The sequence below is a fragment of the Sinorhizobium sp. Y406 genome (assembly GCF_058732025.1).
Map to the genome: position 1 here is coordinate 2,760,605 of NZ_CM178974.1, position 20,385 is coordinate 2,780,989.

14 protein-coding genes are annotated in these 20,385 nt (G+C 63.0%); 9 read left to right on the top strand and 5 right to left on the bottom strand.

What is annotated here, in order from left to right; translation table 11 throughout:
• Nucleotides 1-111 precede the first annotated feature (111 nt).
• The 8 genes from AC4P1R_RS13200 to AC4P1R_RS13235 all read left to right on the top strand — a co-directional run bounded on the left by AC4P1R_RS13200 (nucleotide 112) and on the right by AC4P1R_RS13235 (nucleotide 13,285).
• On the top strand, nucleotides 112-1,314 hold the full coding sequence (locus tag AC4P1R_RS13200) for a TadE/TadG family type IV pilus assembly protein (RefSeq protein WP_069459105.1): 1,203 nt from the start codon (nucleotides 112-114) through the stop codon (nucleotides 1,312-1,314).
• A 283-nt stretch (nucleotides 1,315-1,597) separates the two neighbouring features.
• Entirely contained in the window at nucleotides 1,598-4,063 is a 2,466-nt protein-coding gene (locus tag AC4P1R_RS13205; RefSeq protein WP_106407860.1) for a glycogen/starch/alpha-glucan phosphorylase, read from the top strand.
• Nucleotides 4,060-6,273 carry a 1,4-alpha-glucan branching protein GlgB gene (gene glgB, locus AC4P1R_RS13210; protein ID WP_069459104.1) on the top strand — a complete coding sequence of 738 codons (2,214 nt, stop codon included), beginning with the start codon at nucleotides 4,060-4,062 and terminating at the stop codon, nucleotides 6,271-6,273. The genes AC4P1R_RS13205 and glgB overlap by 4 nt, the downstream gene beginning before the upstream one ends.
• A 110-nt stretch (nucleotides 6,274-6,383) precedes the next feature.
• Nucleotides 6,384-7,646 (top strand): glucose-1-phosphate adenylyltransferase, encoded by a 1,263-nt coding sequence (gene glgC / locus AC4P1R_RS13215; RefSeq protein ID WP_069459103.1) that lies wholly within the window; start codon nucleotides 6,384-6,386, stop codon nucleotides 7,644-7,646.
• Between the two features lie 12 nt (nucleotides 7,647-7,658).
• Nucleotides 7,659-9,101: a glycogen synthase GlgA gene (gene glgA, locus AC4P1R_RS13220; protein ID WP_069459102.1), complete on the top strand. Its 1,443-nt coding sequence runs from the start codon at nucleotides 7,659-7,661 to the stop codon at nucleotides 9,099-9,101.
• A 5-nt stretch (nucleotides 9,102-9,106) separates the two neighbouring features.
• Nucleotides 9,107-10,735, top strand: coding sequence for an alpha-D-glucose phosphate-specific phosphoglucomutase (locus tag AC4P1R_RS13225; protein WP_069459101.1), 1,629 nt, complete (start codon nucleotides 9,107-9,109; stop codon nucleotides 10,733-10,735).
• Between the two features lie 22 nt (nucleotides 10,736-10,757).
• The gene (glgX, locus tag AC4P1R_RS13230; protein WP_069459100.1) at nucleotides 10,758-12,743 is read left to right on the top strand and encodes a glycogen debranching protein GlgX; all 1,986 of its coding nucleotides are present in this window, start codon (nucleotides 10,758-10,760) and stop codon (nucleotides 12,741-12,743) included.
• Nucleotides 12,744-12,796: 53 nt separating this feature from the next.
• A complete protein-coding gene (locus AC4P1R_RS13235; RefSeq protein WP_069459099.1) occupies nucleotides 12,797-13,285 on the top strand; it encodes a MaoC family dehydratase in 489 nt (162 codons plus the stop codon).
• Nucleotides 13,286-13,329: 44 nt separating this feature from the next.
• Here AC4P1R_RS13235 and AC4P1R_RS13240 read toward each other — a convergent pair whose 3' ends face one another.
• Complete coding sequence (locus tag AC4P1R_RS13240; RefSeq protein WP_069459098.1) at nucleotides 13,330-13,764, bottom strand: helix-turn-helix domain-containing protein; 435 nt, start codon at nucleotides 13,762-13,764, stop codon at nucleotides 13,330-13,332.
• Nucleotides 13,765-13,832: 68 nt separating this feature from the next.
• Here AC4P1R_RS13240 and AC4P1R_RS13245 point away from each other — a divergent pair, with 68 nt between their 5' ends.
• Nucleotides 13,833-15,053, top strand: a complete 1,221-nt coding sequence (locus tag AC4P1R_RS13245) for an MFS transporter (protein ID WP_492177073.1) — start codon at nucleotides 13,833-13,835, stop codon at nucleotides 15,051-15,053.
• A gap of 69 nt (nucleotides 15,054-15,122) precedes the next feature.
• Here AC4P1R_RS13245 and soxG read toward each other — a convergent pair whose 3' ends face one another.
• From soxG to AC4P1R_RS13265, 4 genes are all read right to left on the bottom strand, one after another.
• Entirely contained in the window at nucleotides 15,123-15,677 is a 555-nt protein-coding gene (gene soxG / locus AC4P1R_RS13250) for a sarcosine oxidase subunit gamma family protein (RefSeq protein WP_069459096.1), read from the bottom strand.
• A complete protein-coding gene (locus AC4P1R_RS13255; protein ID WP_069459095.1) occupies nucleotides 15,670-18,666 on the bottom strand; it encodes a sarcosine oxidase subunit alpha in 2,997 nt (998 codons plus the stop codon). The genes soxG and AC4P1R_RS13255 overlap by 8 nt, the downstream gene beginning before the upstream one ends.
• Nucleotides 18,663-19,004: a sarcosine oxidase subunit delta gene (locus AC4P1R_RS13260; protein WP_069459094.1), complete on the bottom strand. Its 342-nt coding sequence runs from the start codon at nucleotides 19,002-19,004 to the stop codon at nucleotides 18,663-18,665. Before AC4P1R_RS13260 ends, AC4P1R_RS13255 begins: the two co-directional genes overlap by 4 nt.
• A 68-nt stretch (nucleotides 19,005-19,072) precedes the next feature.
• Nucleotides 19,073-20,326 (bottom strand): sarcosine oxidase subunit beta family protein, encoded by a 1,254-nt coding sequence (locus tag AC4P1R_RS13265; RefSeq protein ID WP_069459093.1) that lies wholly within the window; start codon nucleotides 20,324-20,326, stop codon nucleotides 19,073-19,075.
• Nucleotides 20,327-20,385: the final 59 nt, after the last annotated feature.

Below are 20,385 nucleotides of genomic sequence, written 5' to 3' on the forward strand. Positions count from 1 at the left end.
ATAATCGTCTTTGCGGCTAAACGATAAAAATGCAACGAACAGGTGAACCGAGCGGTAACGCATAACCGGTAGTGTCGCAGCACGAATTCATACAACGTGTGGGGCATGAAAATGGAAAGCGGATCCACAGCCGGCCGGACCTTCATCACGATGTGGCGGGACCGGGGCGGCAATTTCGGCATGATGACGGCGCTGCTTGCCCCGCTGCTCTTTGCGGTAGGCGGCGTTTCGATCGACATGGCCAATATGCTGATGTCCAAGAACCAGCTTCAGGACGCGACCGATGCTGCTGCGCTTGCGGCCGCTTCCGCGCTCGTTTCCAAGGAGCAGCCGAGCATCGAAGCGGCCCAGGAAATCGCCCGCAAGTTCCTTCGCACGCAAGTCGCTGGCGCCCCGTCGGTGGCCGAGACGGAGAGCGGCGCCGATAGCGAAGATGACGGCGTGGACGTCGGCATCTCCGAGACGCAGAACGGCGCAACGGGAAAAACCTTCAAGGTCACTGTCACCGCCAAACAAATCGTCAACTTCAATGCCATGACGCGACTGCTCGGCCAGGATCGGGTTACGCTTGAGACCAGTTCGACTGCGGAAAGCGCGACCGAGAGCAAGAACGCGCTTTCGATGTATCTTGTGCTCGACCGCTCCGGCTCGATGGCCTGGAAGACGGATACCATCAACACGGCAAAGAAGAGCTGTCCCAATTACACGGAATCGACCTGGAGCAAGTATCCCAACCTGAAGGCGACCAGCCCCTGCTACGTCGCGAAGATCGATGCGCTGAAGACCGCAGCGAGCGATCTGTTCGCGCAGTTGGAGGTAGCGGATCCGGATTCGACCTACGTGCGGACCGGCGCGGTTTCCTACAATGCCTCGCAGGATACCCCGGGCGACATCGCTTGGGGCGTGACGAACACGGCCCTCTATGTGAACGCACTGGAGGCAACCGGCGGCACGGCATCGGGCAACGCCTTCAAGTCCGCGTACCAGAAGGTGACGGCAAGCGCCGAAAATACTGCTCACGCCAGCAAGAACGGTCAGGTTCCCACCAAATACATCGTCTTCATGACCGACGGCGAGAACAATTACACTTCCGAGGACACGCTGACCAAGCAATGGTGCGACACGGCAAAGGCCAACAAGGTCGAGGTGTACAGCGTTGCCTTCATGGCGCCGAGCCGCGGCCAGGCACTCCTGAAATATTGCGCCTCATCGACATCGCACTATTTCGAAGCCGAGGAGGCCGCAGATCTCGTCGCCGCATTCAAGGCGATCGGCGAAAGGGCGTCGGCAATGGTCTCGCGCCTTACGAAGTAAGCCAGCTCAGATCGGTTTTCGCCATGCCGTCCGGTTCCCGGACGGCATTTTGCATAATGCATAGGAAACTGGATAGGCGCGACGCGCATGCCGCGACGGGTCTCCATGTCACCGCGCATTTCAGGCGAAAAGCATCGCGGACCCGTCAACATGTAAGTGGCGGCTGTTTTAATCCATTTAAAAACACCTGTTGCAAGCGCTTCGGATCGATGCATAAATTGCCCTGTCTACGGTCGGCTCCGGCCTTCGGTCTCCCAAATGCAACAAGGGTTTGACAGTTTTGATGATGAATCGGCTCTCCACCAACGAACTGCCGCAGCCCGCACTGAGGTCTTCCGAACCGGGTCAACTCGCGGTCGAAATTCTGGAGCGCCTGAAGTATCGCATCGGCAAGGATCCCAAGGTCGCCAAACCGCATGACTGGCTGACGGCTGCCATCTTGGTCGTGCGCGACCGCATCACGGATCGCTGGATGGACTCGACGCGCAAGACCTATTCGACGGGGGCCAAGCGGGTCTATTATCTTTCGCTCGAATTCCTCATCGGCCGGCTGATGCGCGATGCGATGACCAATATCGGCCTGATGGACGAGATGCGCGATGCGCTCGCTTCTCTCGGCGTCGATATCGACCTGGTCGCCGAGCTGGAGCCGGATGCCGCGCTGGGCAATGGTGGCCTCGGGCGGCTTGCTGCCTGTTTCATGGAATCCATGGCGACGGTCGACGTGCCCGCCTATGGCTATGGCATCCGCTACATGCATGGCCTGTTCCGGCAGCAGATGGCCGACGGCTGGCAGGTCGAACTGCCGGAAACCTGGCTCGCGCACGGCAACCCGTGGGAATTCGAACGACGCGAAAGCTCCTACGAAATCGGCTTCGGCGGCAGCGTCGAGACCGTCAATGTCGACGAGGAAGTCCAGCGCTATGTGTGGAAGCCGGCGGAGCGGGTGATCGCGACCGCCTTCGACACGCCGGCCGTCGGCTGGCGGGCGACGCGCGTCAATACGCTGAGGCTCTGGGCCGCGCAACCGATCGATCCGATCCTGCTCGACGCCTTCAATGCCGGAGACCACATCGGCGCGCTGCGCGACAGCAACAAGGCGGAGAGCCTGACACGCGTGCTCTATCCCGCCGACGCGACTCCGGCCGGACAGGAACTGCGCCTCCGGCAGGAATATTTCTTCTCCTCCGCTTCGCTGCAGGACATCCTGCGGCGGCACCTGCAGCAATATCCGGATTTCACCTCATTGCCGGATGCCGTCGCCATCCAGCTCAACGACACGCATCCGGCCGTATCGGTGGCCGAACTCGTCCGCCTGCTGACCGACGTCCACGGGCTCGGTTTCGACCAGGCCTGGGACATTGCCCGGCGTACCTTCGCCTACACCAACCACACGCTTCTGCCGGAAGCGCTGGAAAGCTGGCCGGTACCACTCTTCGAGCGGCTGCTGCCGCGCCACATGCAGATCGTCTACGCCGTCAACGCCAAGATCCTGATCGAGGCGCGCAAGCAGAAGCACGCAACCGACGAGGAAATCCGCAACATTTCGCTCATAGATGAAACCGGCGAGCGGCGTGTGCGAATGGGCAATCTCGCCTTCGTCGGCTCCCACTCCATCAACGGCGTGTCGGCGCTGCACACGGAGTTGATGAAGGAAACGGTCTTTGCCGACCTGCACCGGCTCTATCCCGACCGCATCAACAACAAGACCAACGGCATCACGCCGCGCCGTTGGCTGATGCAATGCAATCCCGGTCTCTTCGCCCTGATCCGCGACGCGATCGGCGACGACTTCATGGACGACACGGAGGCCCTGCAGGCGCTCGACGCCTTCGCGGACAAGGCCGATTTCCAGGAGCAGTTCGCCGCCGTCAAGCGCGCCAACAAGGTAAGGCTGGCAAAGCTCGTGCAGACGAGGCTCGGCATCCGTCTGGATCCCTCGGCGATGTTCGACATCCAGATCAAGCGCATCCACGAATATAAGCGGCAATTGCTGAACATCATCGAGGCCGTTGCGCTTTACGACCAGATTCGCTCGCATCCCGAGCTCGACTGGGTGCCGCGCGTCAAGCTCTTCGCCGGAAAGGCGGCGCCGAGCTATCACAACGCCAAACTCATTATCAAGCTAGCCAATGACGTCGCGCGGGTCATCAACAACGACCCGGCCGTCCGCGGGCTTCTCAAGGTCGTCTTCGTTCCCAATTACAATGTCTCGCTCGCGGAAGTGATGGTGCCCGCAGCCGATCTCTCGGAGCAGATTTCAACCGCGGGCATGGAAGCTTCTGGCACCGGCAACATGAAGTTCGCGCTCAACGGCGCGCTGACTATCGGCACGCTCGATGGTGCCAATGTCGAGATGCGCGACTGGGTCGGCGAGGAAAACATCAAGATCTTCGGCCTGACCGCCGAAGAAGTGGCGAAGGCTCGGGCGGAGGGGCACAATCCGCGTGCCATCATCGAGGGCTCACGCGAACTGTCGCAGGCCCTCTCGGCCATCGCCTCCGGCGTCTTCTCGCCAGACGACCCCCACCGCTTCTCGGGCCTTGTCGACGGGCTCTACAACCATGACTGGTTCATGGTCGCCGCAGATTTCGAGACCTATGCGAAGGCGCAGCGCGAGATAGACCAACTCTGGACGATGCCTTCCGACTGGTATTCGAAGGCGATCCGAAACACGGCACGTATGGGCTGGTTTTCGTCCGATCGGACGATCCGCCAATATGCCGGAGAAATCTGGAGAGCAGGATGAAGCTCTCGCCCGGCAAGGAGACAGCCACATCCACAGCGTCGGGCCCGCTGCCGGCGCCGGAGATTGCGGCGATACTTTCCGGCAACCACAGCAACCCCTTTGCCGTTCTGGGCGTGCACGCGACGGACAAGGCTTATATTGCCCGGTGCTTTATCCCAGGCGCCGAATCGGTCACTGCGGAAACACTTTCCGGGAACGAAATCGGCACGCTCGAGCGGCGCGACGATGCCGGCTTCTTCGAGGGCTCCATTTCGCTCCGCAAGGCACAGCCGATCCGCTACCGCGCCCGCAACGAGGGCGGCGACTGGATCGTGGTCGACCCCTATAGCTTCGGTCCGGTGCTGGGGCCGATGGATGACTATTACATCCGCGAAGGTTCGCATCTCAGGCTCTTCGAAAAGATGGGAGCCCATCAGATCACGCATGAGGGGGTCGAAGGCTTTCACTTTGCCGTCTGGGCGCCGAATGCGCGGCGCGTTTCGGTCGTCGGCAGCTTCAACGATTGGGACGGGCGCCGCCACGTCATGCGCCTTCGCGCGGACACCGGCATCTGGGAAATCTTCGTCCCCGGCGTGTCCGCGGGCGCTCCGTACAAATATGAGATCCTCGACCGCGATGGCCGGCTGCTGCCACTGAAGGCGGATCCATTCGCCCGGCGCTCGGAACTGCGTCCCGATACGGCCTCGGTGACGACGGGCGAGATCGAGCAGGTCTGGGAGGACGCGGCCCACCGCCGCCATTGGGAGGAGGTCGACCCGCGCCGCCAGCCGATTTCCATCTATGAGGTCCATGCCGGCTCCTGGCAGCGCCGCGACGATGGCGAGATGCTGACCTGGGACGAACTGGCGGAACGGTTGATCCCCTATTGTGCCGACATGGGCTTCACCCACATCGAGTTCCTGCCGATCTCCGAATTCCCCTATGACCCGTCATGGGGCTATCAGACGACAGGCCTCTACGCGCCGACCGCGCGCTTCGGCGAACCGGAGGGCTTTGCCCGTTTCGTCAACGGATGCCACAAGGTCGGCATCGGCGTCATTCTCGATTGGGTGCCGGCGCATTTTCCGACGGACGAGCACGGGCTGCGCTGGTTCGACGGCACCGCGCTCTACGAGCATGAAGACCCGCGCCAGGGTTTCCATCCGGACTGGAACACGGCGATCTACAATTTCGGCCGCGAGGAGGTCGCCGCCTATCTCATCAACAATGCGCTTTACTGGGCCGAAAAATTCCATGTCGACGGCCTGCGCGTCGATGCGGTCGCATCCATGCTCTACCTCGACTACTCGCGCCAGCCCGGCGAATGGGTGCCGAACGAATATGGCGGCAACGAAAATCTTGAGGCCGTACGCTTCCTGCAGACCATGAACACCCGCCTTTACGGCATCCACCAGGGCGTGCTGACGATCGCAGAAGAATCCACCTCCTGGCCGAAGGTCTCACACCCGGTCCATGCCGGCGGTCTCGGCTTCGGCTTCAAGTGGAACATGGGCTTCATGCACGACACGCTGCAATATCTCGCGCGTGAGCCGGTGCACCGCAAGTTCCACCACAACGACATGACCTTCGGGCTGCTCTACGCCTTCAGCGAGAATTTCGTGCTGCCGCTGTCCCACGACGAAGTGGTGCACGGCAAGGGATCGCTGGTCGCCAAAATGGCCGGCGACGATTGGCAGAAGTTCGCCAACCTCAGGGCCTATTACGCCTTCATGTGGGGCTATCCGGGCAAGAAACTGCTCTTCATGGGACAGGAATTCGCGCAATGGCGTGAATGGTCTGAGGAGCGTGCACTCGACTGGAACCTGCTCGAATACAACCTTCACGAGGGCATGCGCCGGCTCGTGCGAGACCTGAACGGCACCTACCGGTCAAAGCCGGCGCTGCATGCGCGCGACTGCGAGGGCGAAGGCTTCGAGTGGCTCATTGCGGACGATCGCAACAATTCCGTCTTTGCGTGGCTGAGAAAGGCGCCGGGCGAGAAGCTTGTCGCAGTGGTCACCAATTTCACGCCTGTCTACCGGGAGAGCTACGACGTGCCCCTTCCGGCGGCAGGCCGCTGGCGGGAAATCGTCAACACGGATGCGGAAATCTATGGGGGGAGCGGCAAGGGCAACGGCGGTGCCGTTTACGCGGAGAGGAAGCCGAGCGGAGGGACGGCTGCGACCATCACGCTGCCGCCTTTGGCGACGCTGATGCTGGAGCAGGAATAGCTGCCCGGCGGCCTGTTCCGCCGGCGGAAAGAGGACGGAGTGACGTGGACCGCGAGGCGTCGCATTTGGTCGCCGGGCAGTCCTCGACGACATGATCTAGGGGAGGACAAATGGTGGAAAAGCGTACACAACCTCTGGCTCGCGATGCCATGGCCTATGTGCTTGCCGGCGGCCGCGGCAGCCGGTTAAAGGAGCTCACCGACCGCCGCGCCAAACCGGCTGTCCATTTCGGCGGCAAGGCGCGCATCATCGATTTCGCGCTATCCAACGCGCTGAACTCCGGCATCCGACGGATCGGTGTCGCGACCCAGTACAAGGCCCATTCGCTAATCCGACACCTGCAGCGCGGCTGGAATTTCTTTCGACCCGAACGCAATGAGAGCTTCGACGTCCTGCCAGCCAGCCAGCGCGTCTCGGAAACGCAATGGTACGAAGGCACCGCCGACGCGGTCTACCAGAACATCGACATCATCGAGGATTACGGCGTCGAGTACATGGTAATTCTCGCCGGCGACCACATCTATAAAATGGACTACGAGCTGATGCTGCAGCAGCACGTCGATTCCGGCGCCGACGTCACCATCGGCTGCCTGGAAGTGCCGCGCATGGAAGCGACCGGTTTCGGCGTGATGCATGTCGATACCGAAGACCGGATCATCGCTTTCGTCGAAAAGCCGGCCGATCCGCCCGGCATTCCAGGCAATCCGGAGATGGCGCTGGCATCCATGGGCATCTACGTATTCCACACGAAGTTCCTGATGGACTTGCTTCGCCGCGACGCGGCAGATCCGAAGTCGAGCCGGGACTTCGGCAAGGACATCATCCCCTATATCGTCGAACACGGCAAAGCGGTGGCGCACCGTTTCACCCACTCCTGCGTGCGTTCGGATTTCGAACGGGAAGCCTATTGGCGGGACGTCGGTACAATTGATGCCTATTGGCAAGCCAATATCGACCTCACCCTTGTGACGCCGGAACTCGACATCTACGACAGCACATGGCCGATCTGGACCTTCGCCGAAATCAAACCGCCCGCGAAATTCGTCCACGACGACGAGGACCGCCGCGGCTCGGCTACCTCCTCCCTCGTCTCGGGCGATTGCATCATCTCGGGCGCCATGCTCAATAGCAGTCTCTTGTTCACCGGCGTGAGGGTCAATTCATATTCCAGACTCGAAAATGCCGTAGTTCTTCCCGACGTAACGGTCGGACGGCACTCCATCCTGCGCAACGTCGTCATCGACAGCCGGGTCACCATCCCCGAAGGGCTAGTTGTCGGCGATGATCCGGAGCTCGATGCCAAACGCTTCCGCCGCACTGAGAACGGCGTTTGCCTGATCACGCAACCGATGATCGACAAGCTGGGAATGTAGGTCTTAAGTCGCATGAATGTCCTGTCCGTTGCGTCCGAAGTCTATCCGCTGGTCAAGACCGGGGGACTCGCCGACGTCGTCGGTGCGCTGCCCTCAGCTCTTCTTCCACACGGCATCCGGGTACGCACGCTGGTGCCCGGCTATCCCGCCGTGCTGCACAAGCTGAAAAAGAAGAAGGCGGTCGGCGGCATCGACAACCTCTTCGGCCATCCGGCCCGGATGCTCGCGGCCGAGTATGACGGCCTGGATCTGCTCGTCCTCGATCAGCCGGAGCTTTATGCCCGCGATGGCGGTCCTTATCTCGACACGACGGGACGCGACTATCCGGACAATTTTCGCCGTTTCGCTGCCCTTTCGCTGGCGGCGGCGGAGATCGCCGGCGACAGCGTCGTCCCGGGCTGGAAGCCAGATCTCGTGCACGTGCATGATTGGCAGACGGCGCTGACGCCGGTTTACATGCGCTTCGGCTCCGCCGCCGACATGCCGACCGTCATGACAATTCACAACATCGCCTTCCAGGGCCAGTTCGGCGCGTCGGTCTTTCCGGAACTGTCGCTGCCGCCCGAAGCCTTCTCCATGCAGTTCGTCGAATATTATGGCGATGTCGGCTTTCTGAAGGGCGGCTTGCAGACTGCGACCGCCATCACGACCGTCAGCCCGTCCTATGCGCAGGAAATCCTGACCCCGGAATTCGGAATGGGGCTCGAGGGGCTCCTGGCAAGCCGTGTCGGCAGCCTGAGCGGGATCGTCAACGGCATCGACGCCGCAACGTGGAATCCCGAAACGGATCCGCTTATCCCCCAGAATTACGCTCACGGCACGCTCAAGCGGCGCGCGGCAAACCGCCGCGTGCTGGAGGAGCGCTTCGGGCTCGACAAGGGCCCGGGGCCGATCTTCTGCGTCATCAGCCGCCTCACCTGGCAAAAAGGCATCGACCTGCTGGCGCAGGTGACCGACGACATCGTCGCACTCGGCGGTAAGCTCATCGTGCTCGGTTCGGGCGACGCGGCGCTCGAAGGCGCTCTCATGGCCGCCGCCTCGCGCCATCGCGGCCATATCGGCATGGTGATCGGCTATGACGAACCGCTGTCGCACCTGATGCAGGCTGGTTCCGACGCGATACTCATTCCCTCGCGCTTCGAACCCTGCGGGCTGACGCAACTCTACGGTTTGCGTTATGGTTGCGTACCGATCGTCGCGCGCACCGGCGGCTTGACGGACACGGTCATCGACGCCAACGAGGCGGCGCTGGCGGCCAGGGTCGCGACCGGCTTTCAGTTTCAGCCGGTCACCGCGGACGGCCTGCGTCTTGCGATCCGGCGCGCAATGCATGCATACAAAGAGCCGAAGGTATGGGCGCGCTTGCAGAACCAGGGCATGAAGTCCGACGTTTCGTGGGCGAAGAGTGCGGAACGCTACGCCTCGCTCTATTCCGGTCTTCTCGCGAAAGGCTAAGACAGATGATGATAACCGTCTCCACAAACCCCTATGGCGACCAGAAACCCGGGACTTCGGGCCTGCGCAAGAAGGTTCCGGTTTTCCAGCAGAAGAACTACGCCGAGAACTTCATCCAGTCCATTTTCGATTCGCTCGAGGGCTATGAGGGCGAGACGCTGGTGATCGGCGGCGACGGCCGCTACTACAACCGCGAGGTGATCCAGAAGGCGATCAAGATGGCCGCCGCAAACGGCTTCGGCCGCGTGCTCGTCGGCCGCGGCGGTATCCTGTCGACGCCGGCAGCCTCGAATGTCATCCGCAAGAACAAGGCTTTCGGCGGCATCGTGCTGTCGGCGAGCCACAACCCAGGCGGCCCGACCGAGGATTTCGGCATCAAGTACAATGTCGGCAACGGAGGTCCCGCGCCGGAAAGGGTGACGGATGCAATCTTCGCCCGTACGCAGGCGATAGACAGCTACAGGATCGCCGACGTTCCCGACATCAACCTCGATGTCGAAGGCACGCAGCATGTAGAAGAAATGGCAGTGACGGTGATCGATCCCGTCGCCGACTATGCGGAACTGATGGAGAGCCTGTTCGATTTCGCAGCAATCCGGGCCCTGATCGCCGGCGGCTTCCGCGTCGCCTTCGATGCAATGAGCGCCGTCACCGGCCCCTACGCCAAGGAGATCCTCGAGAAGCGGCTTGGCGCGCCAAAGGGCTCGGTGATGAACTTCATCCCGCTGCCCGACTTCGGCGGTCATCATCCGGATCCGAACCTCGTGCATGCGCGCGCGCTTTACGAGACCATGATGGCGCCCGATGCGCCGGACTTCGGCGCCGCTTCCGACGGCGACGGCGACCGCAATCTCATCATCGGCAGAGGAATTTTCGTCACGCCCTCGGACAGCCTCGCCATCCTTGCCGCCAATGCGCACCTGGCACCCGGCTACGCTCAGGGCCTTGCCGGCATCGCCCGCTCCATGCCGACAAGCGGTGCGGCCGACCGCGTCGCGGAAAAACTCGGCATCAGCCTTTATGAAACCCCGACCGGATGGAAATTCTTCGGCAACCTGCTCGACGAGGGGCTGGCGACGATCTGCGGTGAGGAAAGCGCCGGCACCGGCTCCAATCACGTGCGGGAGAAGGACGGGCTCTGGGCGGTGCTGCTCTGGCTCAACATTCTGGCGGCGCGGAAGGAAAGCGCGCTCGATATCGTGCAGAAGCACTGGGCGGCCTATGGCCGCAACTATTATTCGCGCCACGACTACGAAGCCGTCGATACGGAGGCGGCGAACGGACTGATGGCGGCGCTGAGAGAGAAGCTCGCCGGCCTTGCGGGCAAGAGCTACGGCGCACTCAAGGTCGAGACCGCCGACGATTTCTCCTACCACGATCCGGTCGACAAGTCGGTGAGCATGAACCAGGGTATCCGGATCCTTTTCGAGGGCGGCTCACGCGTCGTCTTCCGCCTTTCGGGCACCGGAACTTCCGGCGCGACGCTGCGCGTCTATATCGAGCGTTACGAGCCCGACCCGGCACGCCACGACCTCGATACGCAGGCCGCTCTCGCCGACCTGATCGCCGTAGCCGACGAGATCGCGGAGATCAAGGCGCGCACCGGCCGCGAAGAGCCGAGCGTGATCACCTGAGGATTGTGTAGGGACGCGCTTCATGCCGATGACCGGACTTCCGCCTCTCGGCGTGGCGCACACACCCGATGGGGCGCGCTTCGCCGTCTGGTCGCGCAACGCCGCCCTTATCGAGCTCTGCCTGTTCGACAATGCCGGCGACAGGGAACTCCGCCGCCTGCCGATGCTGCGCGACGGCGACGTGCACAGCCTCACCCTCGCGGGTCTGCCCCTCGGCACTCGCTACGGCCTTCGCGCCGACGGCATCTACTCGCCGGAGCATGGACTTTGGTTCGACCCATCGAAGCTGCTGGTCGATCCCTATGCGGTGGAACTCGACCGTCCCTTTCGCCACGATCCGCGGCTGACGGTCTACGGCGAGGAGACGGCCGATCTTGTGCCCAAGGCGATCGTCACCGACTACAGGCCGGCGAGGCAGAAGCCGCCGCTTTTCGAGCCAGGCGGGTTGATCTATGAGGTCGCGGTCAAGCCCTTCACGATCCTCCATCCCGATGTTCCGGAAAAGAAGCGTGGCACATTGGCCGCGCTCACCGAACCGGCCGTGATCGAGCACCTCACCCGCCTCGGCGTCTGCGCGGTTGAGCTGATGCCGATCGTCGCCTGGATCGACGAGCGGCATCTGCCGCCGCTCCGGCTCCACAACGGCTGGGGCTACAACCCGATCGCCCCCATGGCGCTCGATCCGCGCCTCGTGCCCGGCGGCATCGAGGAATTGCGCCGGACTGTGGAGCGCCTGCACAGGGCCGGCATCGGCGTCATCCTCGACCTCGTCTTCAACCATTCCGGCGAGAGCGATCGCTACGGCACCACCCTTTCGATGCGCGGCCTCGACAATCTCGCCTATTACCGGCATGCGACCGACCAGCCGGGCGAACTCATCAACGACACCGGCTGTGGCAACACGATCGCGTGCGACCACCCGGTGGTGCAGGCGCTCGTCCTCGACAGCCTGCGCCATTTCGTACGTGCCGCCGGCGTCGACGGGTTCCGCTTCGATCTCGCCTCCGTTCTTGGCCGCGACATGAGCGGGTTCCACCGCGATGCCGCTCTCTTCCAGGCGGTCGCCGCCGATCCGGTGCTCAGCGACCGCATTCTCATTGCCGAGCCCTGGGACACCGGCCCCGGTGGTTACCAGCTCGGCAATTTTCCGGAATCATTCCTCGAATGGAACGATCGTGCGCGGGACGATATCCGGCGCTACTGGCGCGGCGACCGGCACGCGATCGGCGCATTTGCAACGGCACTGGCGGGCTCCTCCGACGCGTTTTCGCGCTGGGGCGAAACAAGCACCCGCAGCCTCAACTTCATCGCCGCCCATGACGGCTTCACACTGATGGACCTCGTCTCCTATGAACGTAAGCACAACGAGGCCAACGGCGAAGACAACCGCGACGGCCACGACGAGAACCACTCATGGAACAACGGCGTCGAAGGCCCTACCGAGGATCCGGAGATCCTTGACGCACGCCGACGTGACGTCATGGCTCTGATCGCCAGCCTGTTCGCCTCCCGCGGCACGATCATGCTGACCGCCGGCGACGAAGGCGGGCACAGCCAGCGAGGCAACAACAACGCCTATGCGCAGGACAACAGGATCACGTGGCTCGACTGGAGCAAGGTCGACCAGCAAATGGTCGGCCACACCGCTGCACTTTCCGCCATGCGCCGCCGCTTCCGCGTCTTCGCCGAAACGGCTTTCTTCACCGGCGTGGATGACGTCGCCTGGCTCCGCCTTGATGGCCGCCCCATGACGGTCGAGGATTGGGAGCACCCGGCGACCGAAAATCTGGTCATGATGCTTGCGACCGAGGACGAGGTGCAGAAGCGGTTCACGCGACTTGCCGTCGTGATCAATCGCAGCCATGCACCGCACCCCGTCCTTTTGCCTGCAAGCCTCGATGGCGAATGGTACGATGCGCTCACGGGCGCCGCCCTCGGGACCCTCGCCCCTGCCCGCTCGGTCACCTTTTTCGTCGAAGTTTTCCAAAGTTTTACGACCACTTGCTAGGATCGGGGCGAGCGGCCTATAGATCGGCTGCACGGATTCCTCAGGAACAATACATGCCGCGAGAAATTTCACTTTCCGATGTCAAGGACCTGGTCGGCAAGGAGATCGGCGTCTCCGACTGGATCCTCGTAACGCAGAAGACCATCGACAACTTCGCCGAGGCGACGGGTGACTTCCAGTTCATCCACACCGACCCGGTGCGCGCGGCGGCGGAGACGCCCTTCGGCGGCACCATTGCGCACGGTTTCCTGTCGCTCTCTCTGCTTTCGGCGATGAACTACAATTGCCTGCCGAAGATCCGCGAGCAGACGATGGGCATCAATTACGGCTTCGACAAGGTGCGCTTCATGGCGCCGGTCAAGAGCGGCGCACGCGTACGCGGCCGCTTCACCATGGCCGACGCCCGCTTCCGCGGGGCGGGTATGCTGATGATCACCTATGACGCCACCGTGGAGATCGAAGGCGAGAGGAAGCCGGCGCTGACCGCGATCTGGCAGACCATCATACAGTTCGACCCGAAGGACCGGCCCGCGGATGTCTGAGGAGCGACGGGCGAGAACGGTGTTCGACCGGGCCGAACCGCAGATCATACTTTGTCCGTAGCCTTTCGGCGCCGCCCTGACGCAACCCGTCCGCGCGAGGCCGCCTTGACCAGCTTGCGAAAGCTCGGGCATTCGAGGTGACTCGCCGCTGGACAGTCGGCGACATGGCGAAGTGCGTCCCGCAATATCCGGAGATCCACCATCTGCCTCTGCAGGGCGTCCGCCTTGGCGTGCAGGTCGGCACGGGGAATCGCGAGTTCGCCGTCCCGGCCGAACATTCCCGCAATGGCTGTAAGGCTGAAGCCCGCTGACTTCCCAAGATCGATGAGCGACAGCTTGAGCAGGACGTCGACGTCGAACTGCCGCCGCAGACCGCGCCTGCCATAGGAACTGATCAGCCCGATTTCCTCGTAATAGCGCAGCGTTGAAGGCGGGACGCCTGAACGCCGGGCGACCTCGCCGATGTCGAGCGGATTCATCCTTGACCTCAAGTTGGCTTGAAGTGGCAGTCTCTTCCGGATCGGTAATTTCAGCAAGAGGAAAATCGATGGACAGCCTTGGAACTGCGGCGAAAAAGACAATCTGGCGGGATGCGCGGGCCATCACGCTCCTGACGGCAGCAATGCTCACGACGATGGCGAATGCGACCATCAGTCCCGCCCTGCCGGGGCTCCAGCGCCTCTTTGCGGAGGATCCGCATGCGGAGATATTGACACGCCTGCTCGTGCCGGCGCCTTCGTTGAGCGTCGCGCTTTCAGCCCCGATTGCAGGGTTGGCAGCGGATCGCTTCGGACGGCGAGGGCTGCTGCTCCTGGGCGTGATCCTGTTCGTTGTTGCGGGAAGTGCTGGTCTCTTCCTCCCGGACCTGCCGACGATTTTCGCCAGCCGCCTCGTTCTCGGGCTAGGCGTCGGCCTGATCATGACGGCACAAACGGCGCTCATCGGAGACTACTTCTCGGGCGCCGAGCGAAGCGCATTGACGGGTTTGCAGATCTCGGCGCGAAATTTCGGCGGACTGGTCTTCATCACCCTGGCGGGATGCGCTGCACTCCTTTCTCCCCGCATGCCTTTTTCGATCTATGCCCTGGCGATCGTCTTGCTGCCGCTGATGTGGAGGGTCATCGTCGATGTCTCGGCGCCCTCCCCAGGGCAGAGCGGCGGCGCGGCGGCGGGAACAGAGCGGACGTCGTGGCGACTGTTCTTCTCCGGGCTCGTCTTGCTCCAGGCACTGACGAATTTGCTCTTCTTCATCGTCCCGACGCAATTGCCGTTCTTCTTCGATGCGCATGGCCATGGCGGCGGCGTTACCGGGGCGGCGCTCGGCACGCTCATGCTCGCGGGCGGCCTCTTCGCGCTGCTCTATCCGCAGGTCCACCGGACAGTCGGCCATGCCGGTGTGTTCGTTCTCGGCTATGCGGCGATGGCGCTCGGCTTTGCCCTTTTATGCGTCGGGACGGATGCGCTTTCCTTTGCCGGCGCCGCTTCCATTGGCGCCGGATATGCGCTCGTCTCGCCCGCCTTCCTGGCCCTCGTCCTCAATGTCGCGCCGGCACGGCGGCGCGGACTGGCGGGCGGGATCCTGACGAGCTCGGTATTCATCGGGCAGTTCTGCTCGCCGCTGCTCAGCACACCGGCGATCTCGGCCTTCCGCTACGAAGGCCTGTTTGGCGGAACCGCTTTGCTCCTGGCGACGATGGCTCTCGCGTCAGCGGCTTTTGCAGTGGTAACGCGCCTGCGCTCGGGAACGAGCCCCATCGCGTTGTCATGAAGCACTACAGCTCCGCGCGTCTTATCGGACGCGCGGAGCTGTAGGTCCGGTATTCGGGCCGCGTCCGGCTCAGTGCCCCGCGTCTTCGGCGCCCTCTGAAAGCAGACCGAAGACGAATGGCGCGAACGACCTCCAGCATTCGACTCGGAACGTGTCCTCGGCCGTGCGCAAGAGGACGATTTCGGCCTTGCCGAAAATCGTACGCGAGCAGGCGCCGACCGGGAAGAGCCGGAGCGACAGGTCCTGCGGGCAGCCGCTGTTGACCGCAATCTCGGCATCCGGACCGCTGACGATCACGGCGGTGTTGCGATGGGAGACATCGGCCGCCGAATGCAGCGTGCCGCTCGAAGCCGCCGCCGCCATCAGGTCGGCACCGTCCTCGTCGATCAGCAACCATTCGTCGGGTCCGAGCCAGAGCGCGTGACGTCGACCGGTCGAGGCGGACGTCTTCGCGCGCACGGGCAGCGTGACGCCGAGCGCAGCGGAGAGACCCGCAACCGATTCAGCCGGGGCGCGTAGCGACAGCCGCGAGGCGGGGGCGGCCGGAGTAATCATCGCCGCCGGTGAGCCGCCGCGGAGCCCCTCGAGCGGGGTCTTGCGAGTTGCCATTGCCTGGTCAGCCATGGAGGCGACCTCCTTCCTTGTCAAAGAACACCATGTCGCTCACTTCGACGGCGATGGTCCGATCCGCCATCGGTATGTAGAGCGTCTGCCCAAGGCGCGCGCGGCCGCCCGCGACGAGCGCCATTGCGATCGAACGGCCGCAATTCGGCGACCAATAGGACGACGTTACATGACCGAGCATGGTCATCGGCTTCGGCTCGTTCGGATCGGCGACGATCTGCGCACCTTCCTCCAGCACCACCTTCGGATCCTTGGTGAGCAATCCGACGAGCTGCTTGCGGCCGTCCTTGACGAGGTCGGGCCGCTTCAGGCCGCGAATGCCGACAAAGTCCTGCTTCTTCTTCGAGACCGCCCAGGAGAGTCCTGCATCGTGCGGCGTGACGGTGCCGTCCGTGTCCTGGCCGACGATAATATAGCCCTTCTCGGCACGCAGGACGTGCATAGTCTCGGTACCGTAGGCGCAGGCCCCCATGGGTTCGGCCTGGGCCCAGATTGCTTCCCACACCGCCTGGCCGTAATCGGCCGGGACATTGACTTCGAAACCGAGCTCGCCTGTGAACGACATACGGAACAGCCGCGTCGGCACGCCGCAGATGCGGCCTTCCACAACGCTCATATGCGGAAAGGCTTCGTTCGAGAGATCGATGCCTTCGACCAGCGGCGCGATGATCTCGCGCGCCTTCGGGCCTTGCACCGCGATGACCGCCCATTGCTCGGTCGTCGAAGTGAGCCACACCTTGAGATGCGGGAATTCCGTCTGCAGGTAGTCTTCCATGTGGTGGAGGACGCGCGGCGCACCGCCGGTCGTCGTCGTCACGTGGAATCGGTCATCGGCCAGCCGGCCGACAACGCCGTCGTCATAGATGAAGCCGTCGTCGCGCAGCATGATGCCGTAGCGGCAGCGGCCGGGCTTCAGATTGTCCCAGGCATTCGTATACATGAGATTGAGGAACTTGGCCGCGTCGGGGCCGACCACCTCGATCTTACCGAGCGTCGAGGCATCGAAAATGCCGGCGACGTCGCGAACGGTCTTGCATTCGCGGGCGACCGCCTCATGCATGCTTTCGCCGGCCCTCGGATAGTACCAGGCGCGTTTCCAGTTGCCGACATCCTCGAATTCTGCGCCACGCGCCTCCTCCCAGGCATGCATCGGTGTCTTGCGGGCCGGGTCGAAGAGGCTGCCGCGCGAGTGGTTGACGATCGTGCCGAAGGTCACCGGCGTATAGGGCTGGCGGAAGGTCGTCAGTCCCACCGCCGGGATTTCCCTGCCGAGCGCTTCCGCCGCGATCGCAAGTCCATGCATGTTGGAGAGCTTGCCCTGGTCGGAAGCCATGCCATTCGTCGTGAAGCGCTTGATGTGCTCGATCGAGTGCATGCCCTCGCGCACGGCGAGGCGGATGTCCTTGGCGCAGACATCGTGCTGGAAGTCAATGAAGGCCTTGACCGTCGTATCGGCCCCCGCCCCTTCGGCCGCGCCGATCATGCCGCCCGTCCACTCGAAGGCATTCTTGCCGGTCAGCGATACCTGCGCGCCGCCTTCGGCGCCGGCAGCGCGTGCAGTCAGTTCACCTGCGGCAAGCGCTTCGTCAATCGTCGCCTGCAGATCGTCGGTGCCGTTACAGGCGCCGATCGAAAGGCAGTCCTGCGCGTAAATGCCCGGCAGGAACCGCTCCGTCGGCGCGTCGAACTTCACCTTGCCGCGCGACTGCGAGAAGAGGTGTACCGACGGCGTCCAGCCGGCCGAGACCAGAAGCGCATCCACGCCGATCTTGCGCCGGCCGCCGCCACCACCGTTGCGGGCGACACTGATGGAGGCGACGCGAAGCTTGCCAGCGGTGTCCACGACGGAGTGGCCGGTCAGCACCTCGATGCCGAGGCTGCGGGCCTGCTGAAGCACCGCCTCGCTCGGTTTTTCACGGCAATCGACGATCACGGGAACCGCAACCCCTGCCCTTTTGAGATCAAAGGCTGCCTCATAGGCGGAATCATGCGCGGTATAGACGCCGACCTTCTTGCCTACGGCGACGCCGAAATGGTTGAGATAGGTGCGGCCGGCCGATGCCAGCATGATGCCCGGGCGGTCGTTATTGGCGAAGACCATGTGGCGCTCGATCGCGCCATTGGCGAGGATCACTTTTTTCGCACGCACCTGCCAGAGCCGCTCGCGCGGCAGCGCCTTTTCCGGCGCAGCGAGATGATCGGTGACGCGCTCGACGAGAGCGACGTAATTGTGGTTGTAGTAGCCGAAAGCGGTCGTGCGCGTCAGCAGCTTGACATTGTCCGAGTCCGCGAGCGCCTTGCCGGTTGCCTGCGCCCACTCGTAACCCGGCTGGCCGTCTATGAGGGTGCCGGTGTCGTAGTGAAGCGCACCGCCGACTTCAGCCTGCTCGTCGCACAGGATGACCTTGGCCCCGGCCTTGGCTGCGGCGAGTGCGGCCGAAAGACCGGCTACGCCGGCGCCGACCACCAGCACGTCGCAATGGACGTAACGGCTGGCGTAGTGATCCGGATCGGCCTCCGTCGGGGTGACGCCGAGGCCGGCTGCGCGGCGAATGAAGGGTTCGTAGAGAGCGTGCCACGCCGCCTTCGGCCACATGAAGGTCTTGTAGTAGAAGCCCGCGGCGAAGAAGGGCGACAGAAAATTGTTGAATCCGCCGACGTCGAACGAGAGGGAAGGCCAGCGGTTCTGCGACGACACCTTCATGCCGTCGAAAACCTCCTGAACGGTCGCCCGCACGTTGGGCTGCCGGCGCGCGGCGTCGCGCGAGACGTCGAGCAGCGCGTTCGGCTCCTCGGCGCCCGCCGAAAGGATACCGCGCGGACGGTGGTATTTGAACGAGCGGCCGACGAGATGGATATCATTGGCAAGCAGCGCCGAGGCGACCGTATCGCCTTCGAGTGCCGTCAGCGAGCGGCCGTCGAAGGTGAAGCGGGCCGTGCGCGCCGGCGTCAGGCGCCCAGCACCCGAAATGCGATTGACCCCGGTCATTGTGCTGCTCCTTCGAGGGCTTCATAGGTTTCGACCATTGCCGGCGTCTTCGGCTTCGCATCGATATCCGGTTTCGGCTCGCCCGCCTTGTAGGTGGTGATGAAGCGATCGCTCACCGTGTCGCGGGCGGCATTGAAGAAGCGGCCGCAGCCATGCATGTGCCGCCATCTCTCGAAAATTACGCCCTTCGGGTTTTCTCGAAGAAAGAAATAGGCCTCGAACTCTTCGTCGCTGATCTCGGCCATGTTGGTCGGTCGGACGATATGGGCATCGCCGGCATTGCGGAATTCGAGCTCGGAGCGCTCTTCCTCGCAGTAGGGGCAATAGATCAAAAGCATCTGGAATGTCCTCGCGTTAGAGCGCCGCGCGTTCCCTCGAACGCGCGAAGATCGCTCTATCTTCCTAACTAGTGCGCAACAGCGGCGGCAGCCGCCTCGTCGATGAGCCGACCGGTGCGGAAGCGATCGAGCGTTAGCCCCGCAGCGAGCCGGTGCGGCTCGCCCCGCGCGATAAGATAGGCAAAGAGATTGGCCGAACCCGGCGTCGCCTTGAAGCCGCCCGTTCCCCAGCCGGCGTTGAGATAGAGACCCGGCACCGGCGTCACGCCCTGGATCGGTGAGCGGTCCTGGGTGACGTCGACGATGCCACCCCATTGCCGCATCATCTTGACGCGACGGAACATCGGGAAGAGCTCGCAGATCGCATCCAGCGTATGGGTGATGATCTGCAGGCCACCGGTCTGCGAATAGGAGTTGTACTGGTCGGTGCCGGCACCGATGACGAACTCGCCCTTGTCGGACTGCGAGATATAGGCATGCACCGAGTTGGACATGACCACACAGGGAAAGATCGGCTTCAGCGGCTCGGAAACGAGCGCCTGCAGCGGCTGGCTCTGCAGCGGCATACGCACGTCCACCATCCGCATCAAGGTCGACGTATGACCGGCAGCGGAGATGCCGATCTTCTTCGCACCGATGAAGCCGCGACTGGTGTCGACACCGGTGACGCGTCCGGTTTCATCACGACGAATACCGGTCACCTCGCAGTTCTGGATGATGTGGACGCCGCGGTCGGAAGCCGCGCGCGCATAGCCCCAGGCGACCGCATCGTGGCGCGCCGTGCCGCCGCGCCGCTGCAATGCCGCGCCGTTGATCGGATAGCGGGCGGTCTTGGCGATGTCGAGCGGCGGACAATAGGCCCTTGCCTGCTCCGGCGTCAGCCACTCATTGTCGATGCCGTAGAGCCGGTTGGCGTTGATGTGGCGCTTGAAGGACTGCTGGTCGTGAATGTTGTGCGACAGCATCATCACGCCGCGCGGCGAGTACATGACGTTATAATTGAGGTCCTGCGACAGGTTTTCCCAGAGCTTCAGCGAATGCTCATAAATGTCCATGCTCTCTTCATAGAGATAATTGGACCGGATGATCGTCGTATTGCGGCCGGTATTGCCGCCGCCGATCCAACCCTTTTCGAGCACGGCGACATTGGTGATGCCGTGCTCTTTCGCCAGGTAGTAGGCGGCGCCGAGACCATGGCCGCCGCCACCGATGATGATCACATCATATTGCTTGCGCGGCTCAGGCGAGGCCCAATGCGGTCCCCAGCCCTTGTGGCCGCGCATCGCTTCGCGCGCCACGGCAAAAACAGAATATTTGCGCATCCGCCTGCTACTCCATGAACCCCGGTGAACCTTCCTGTTGCCGTTAGAAATCGCAAATC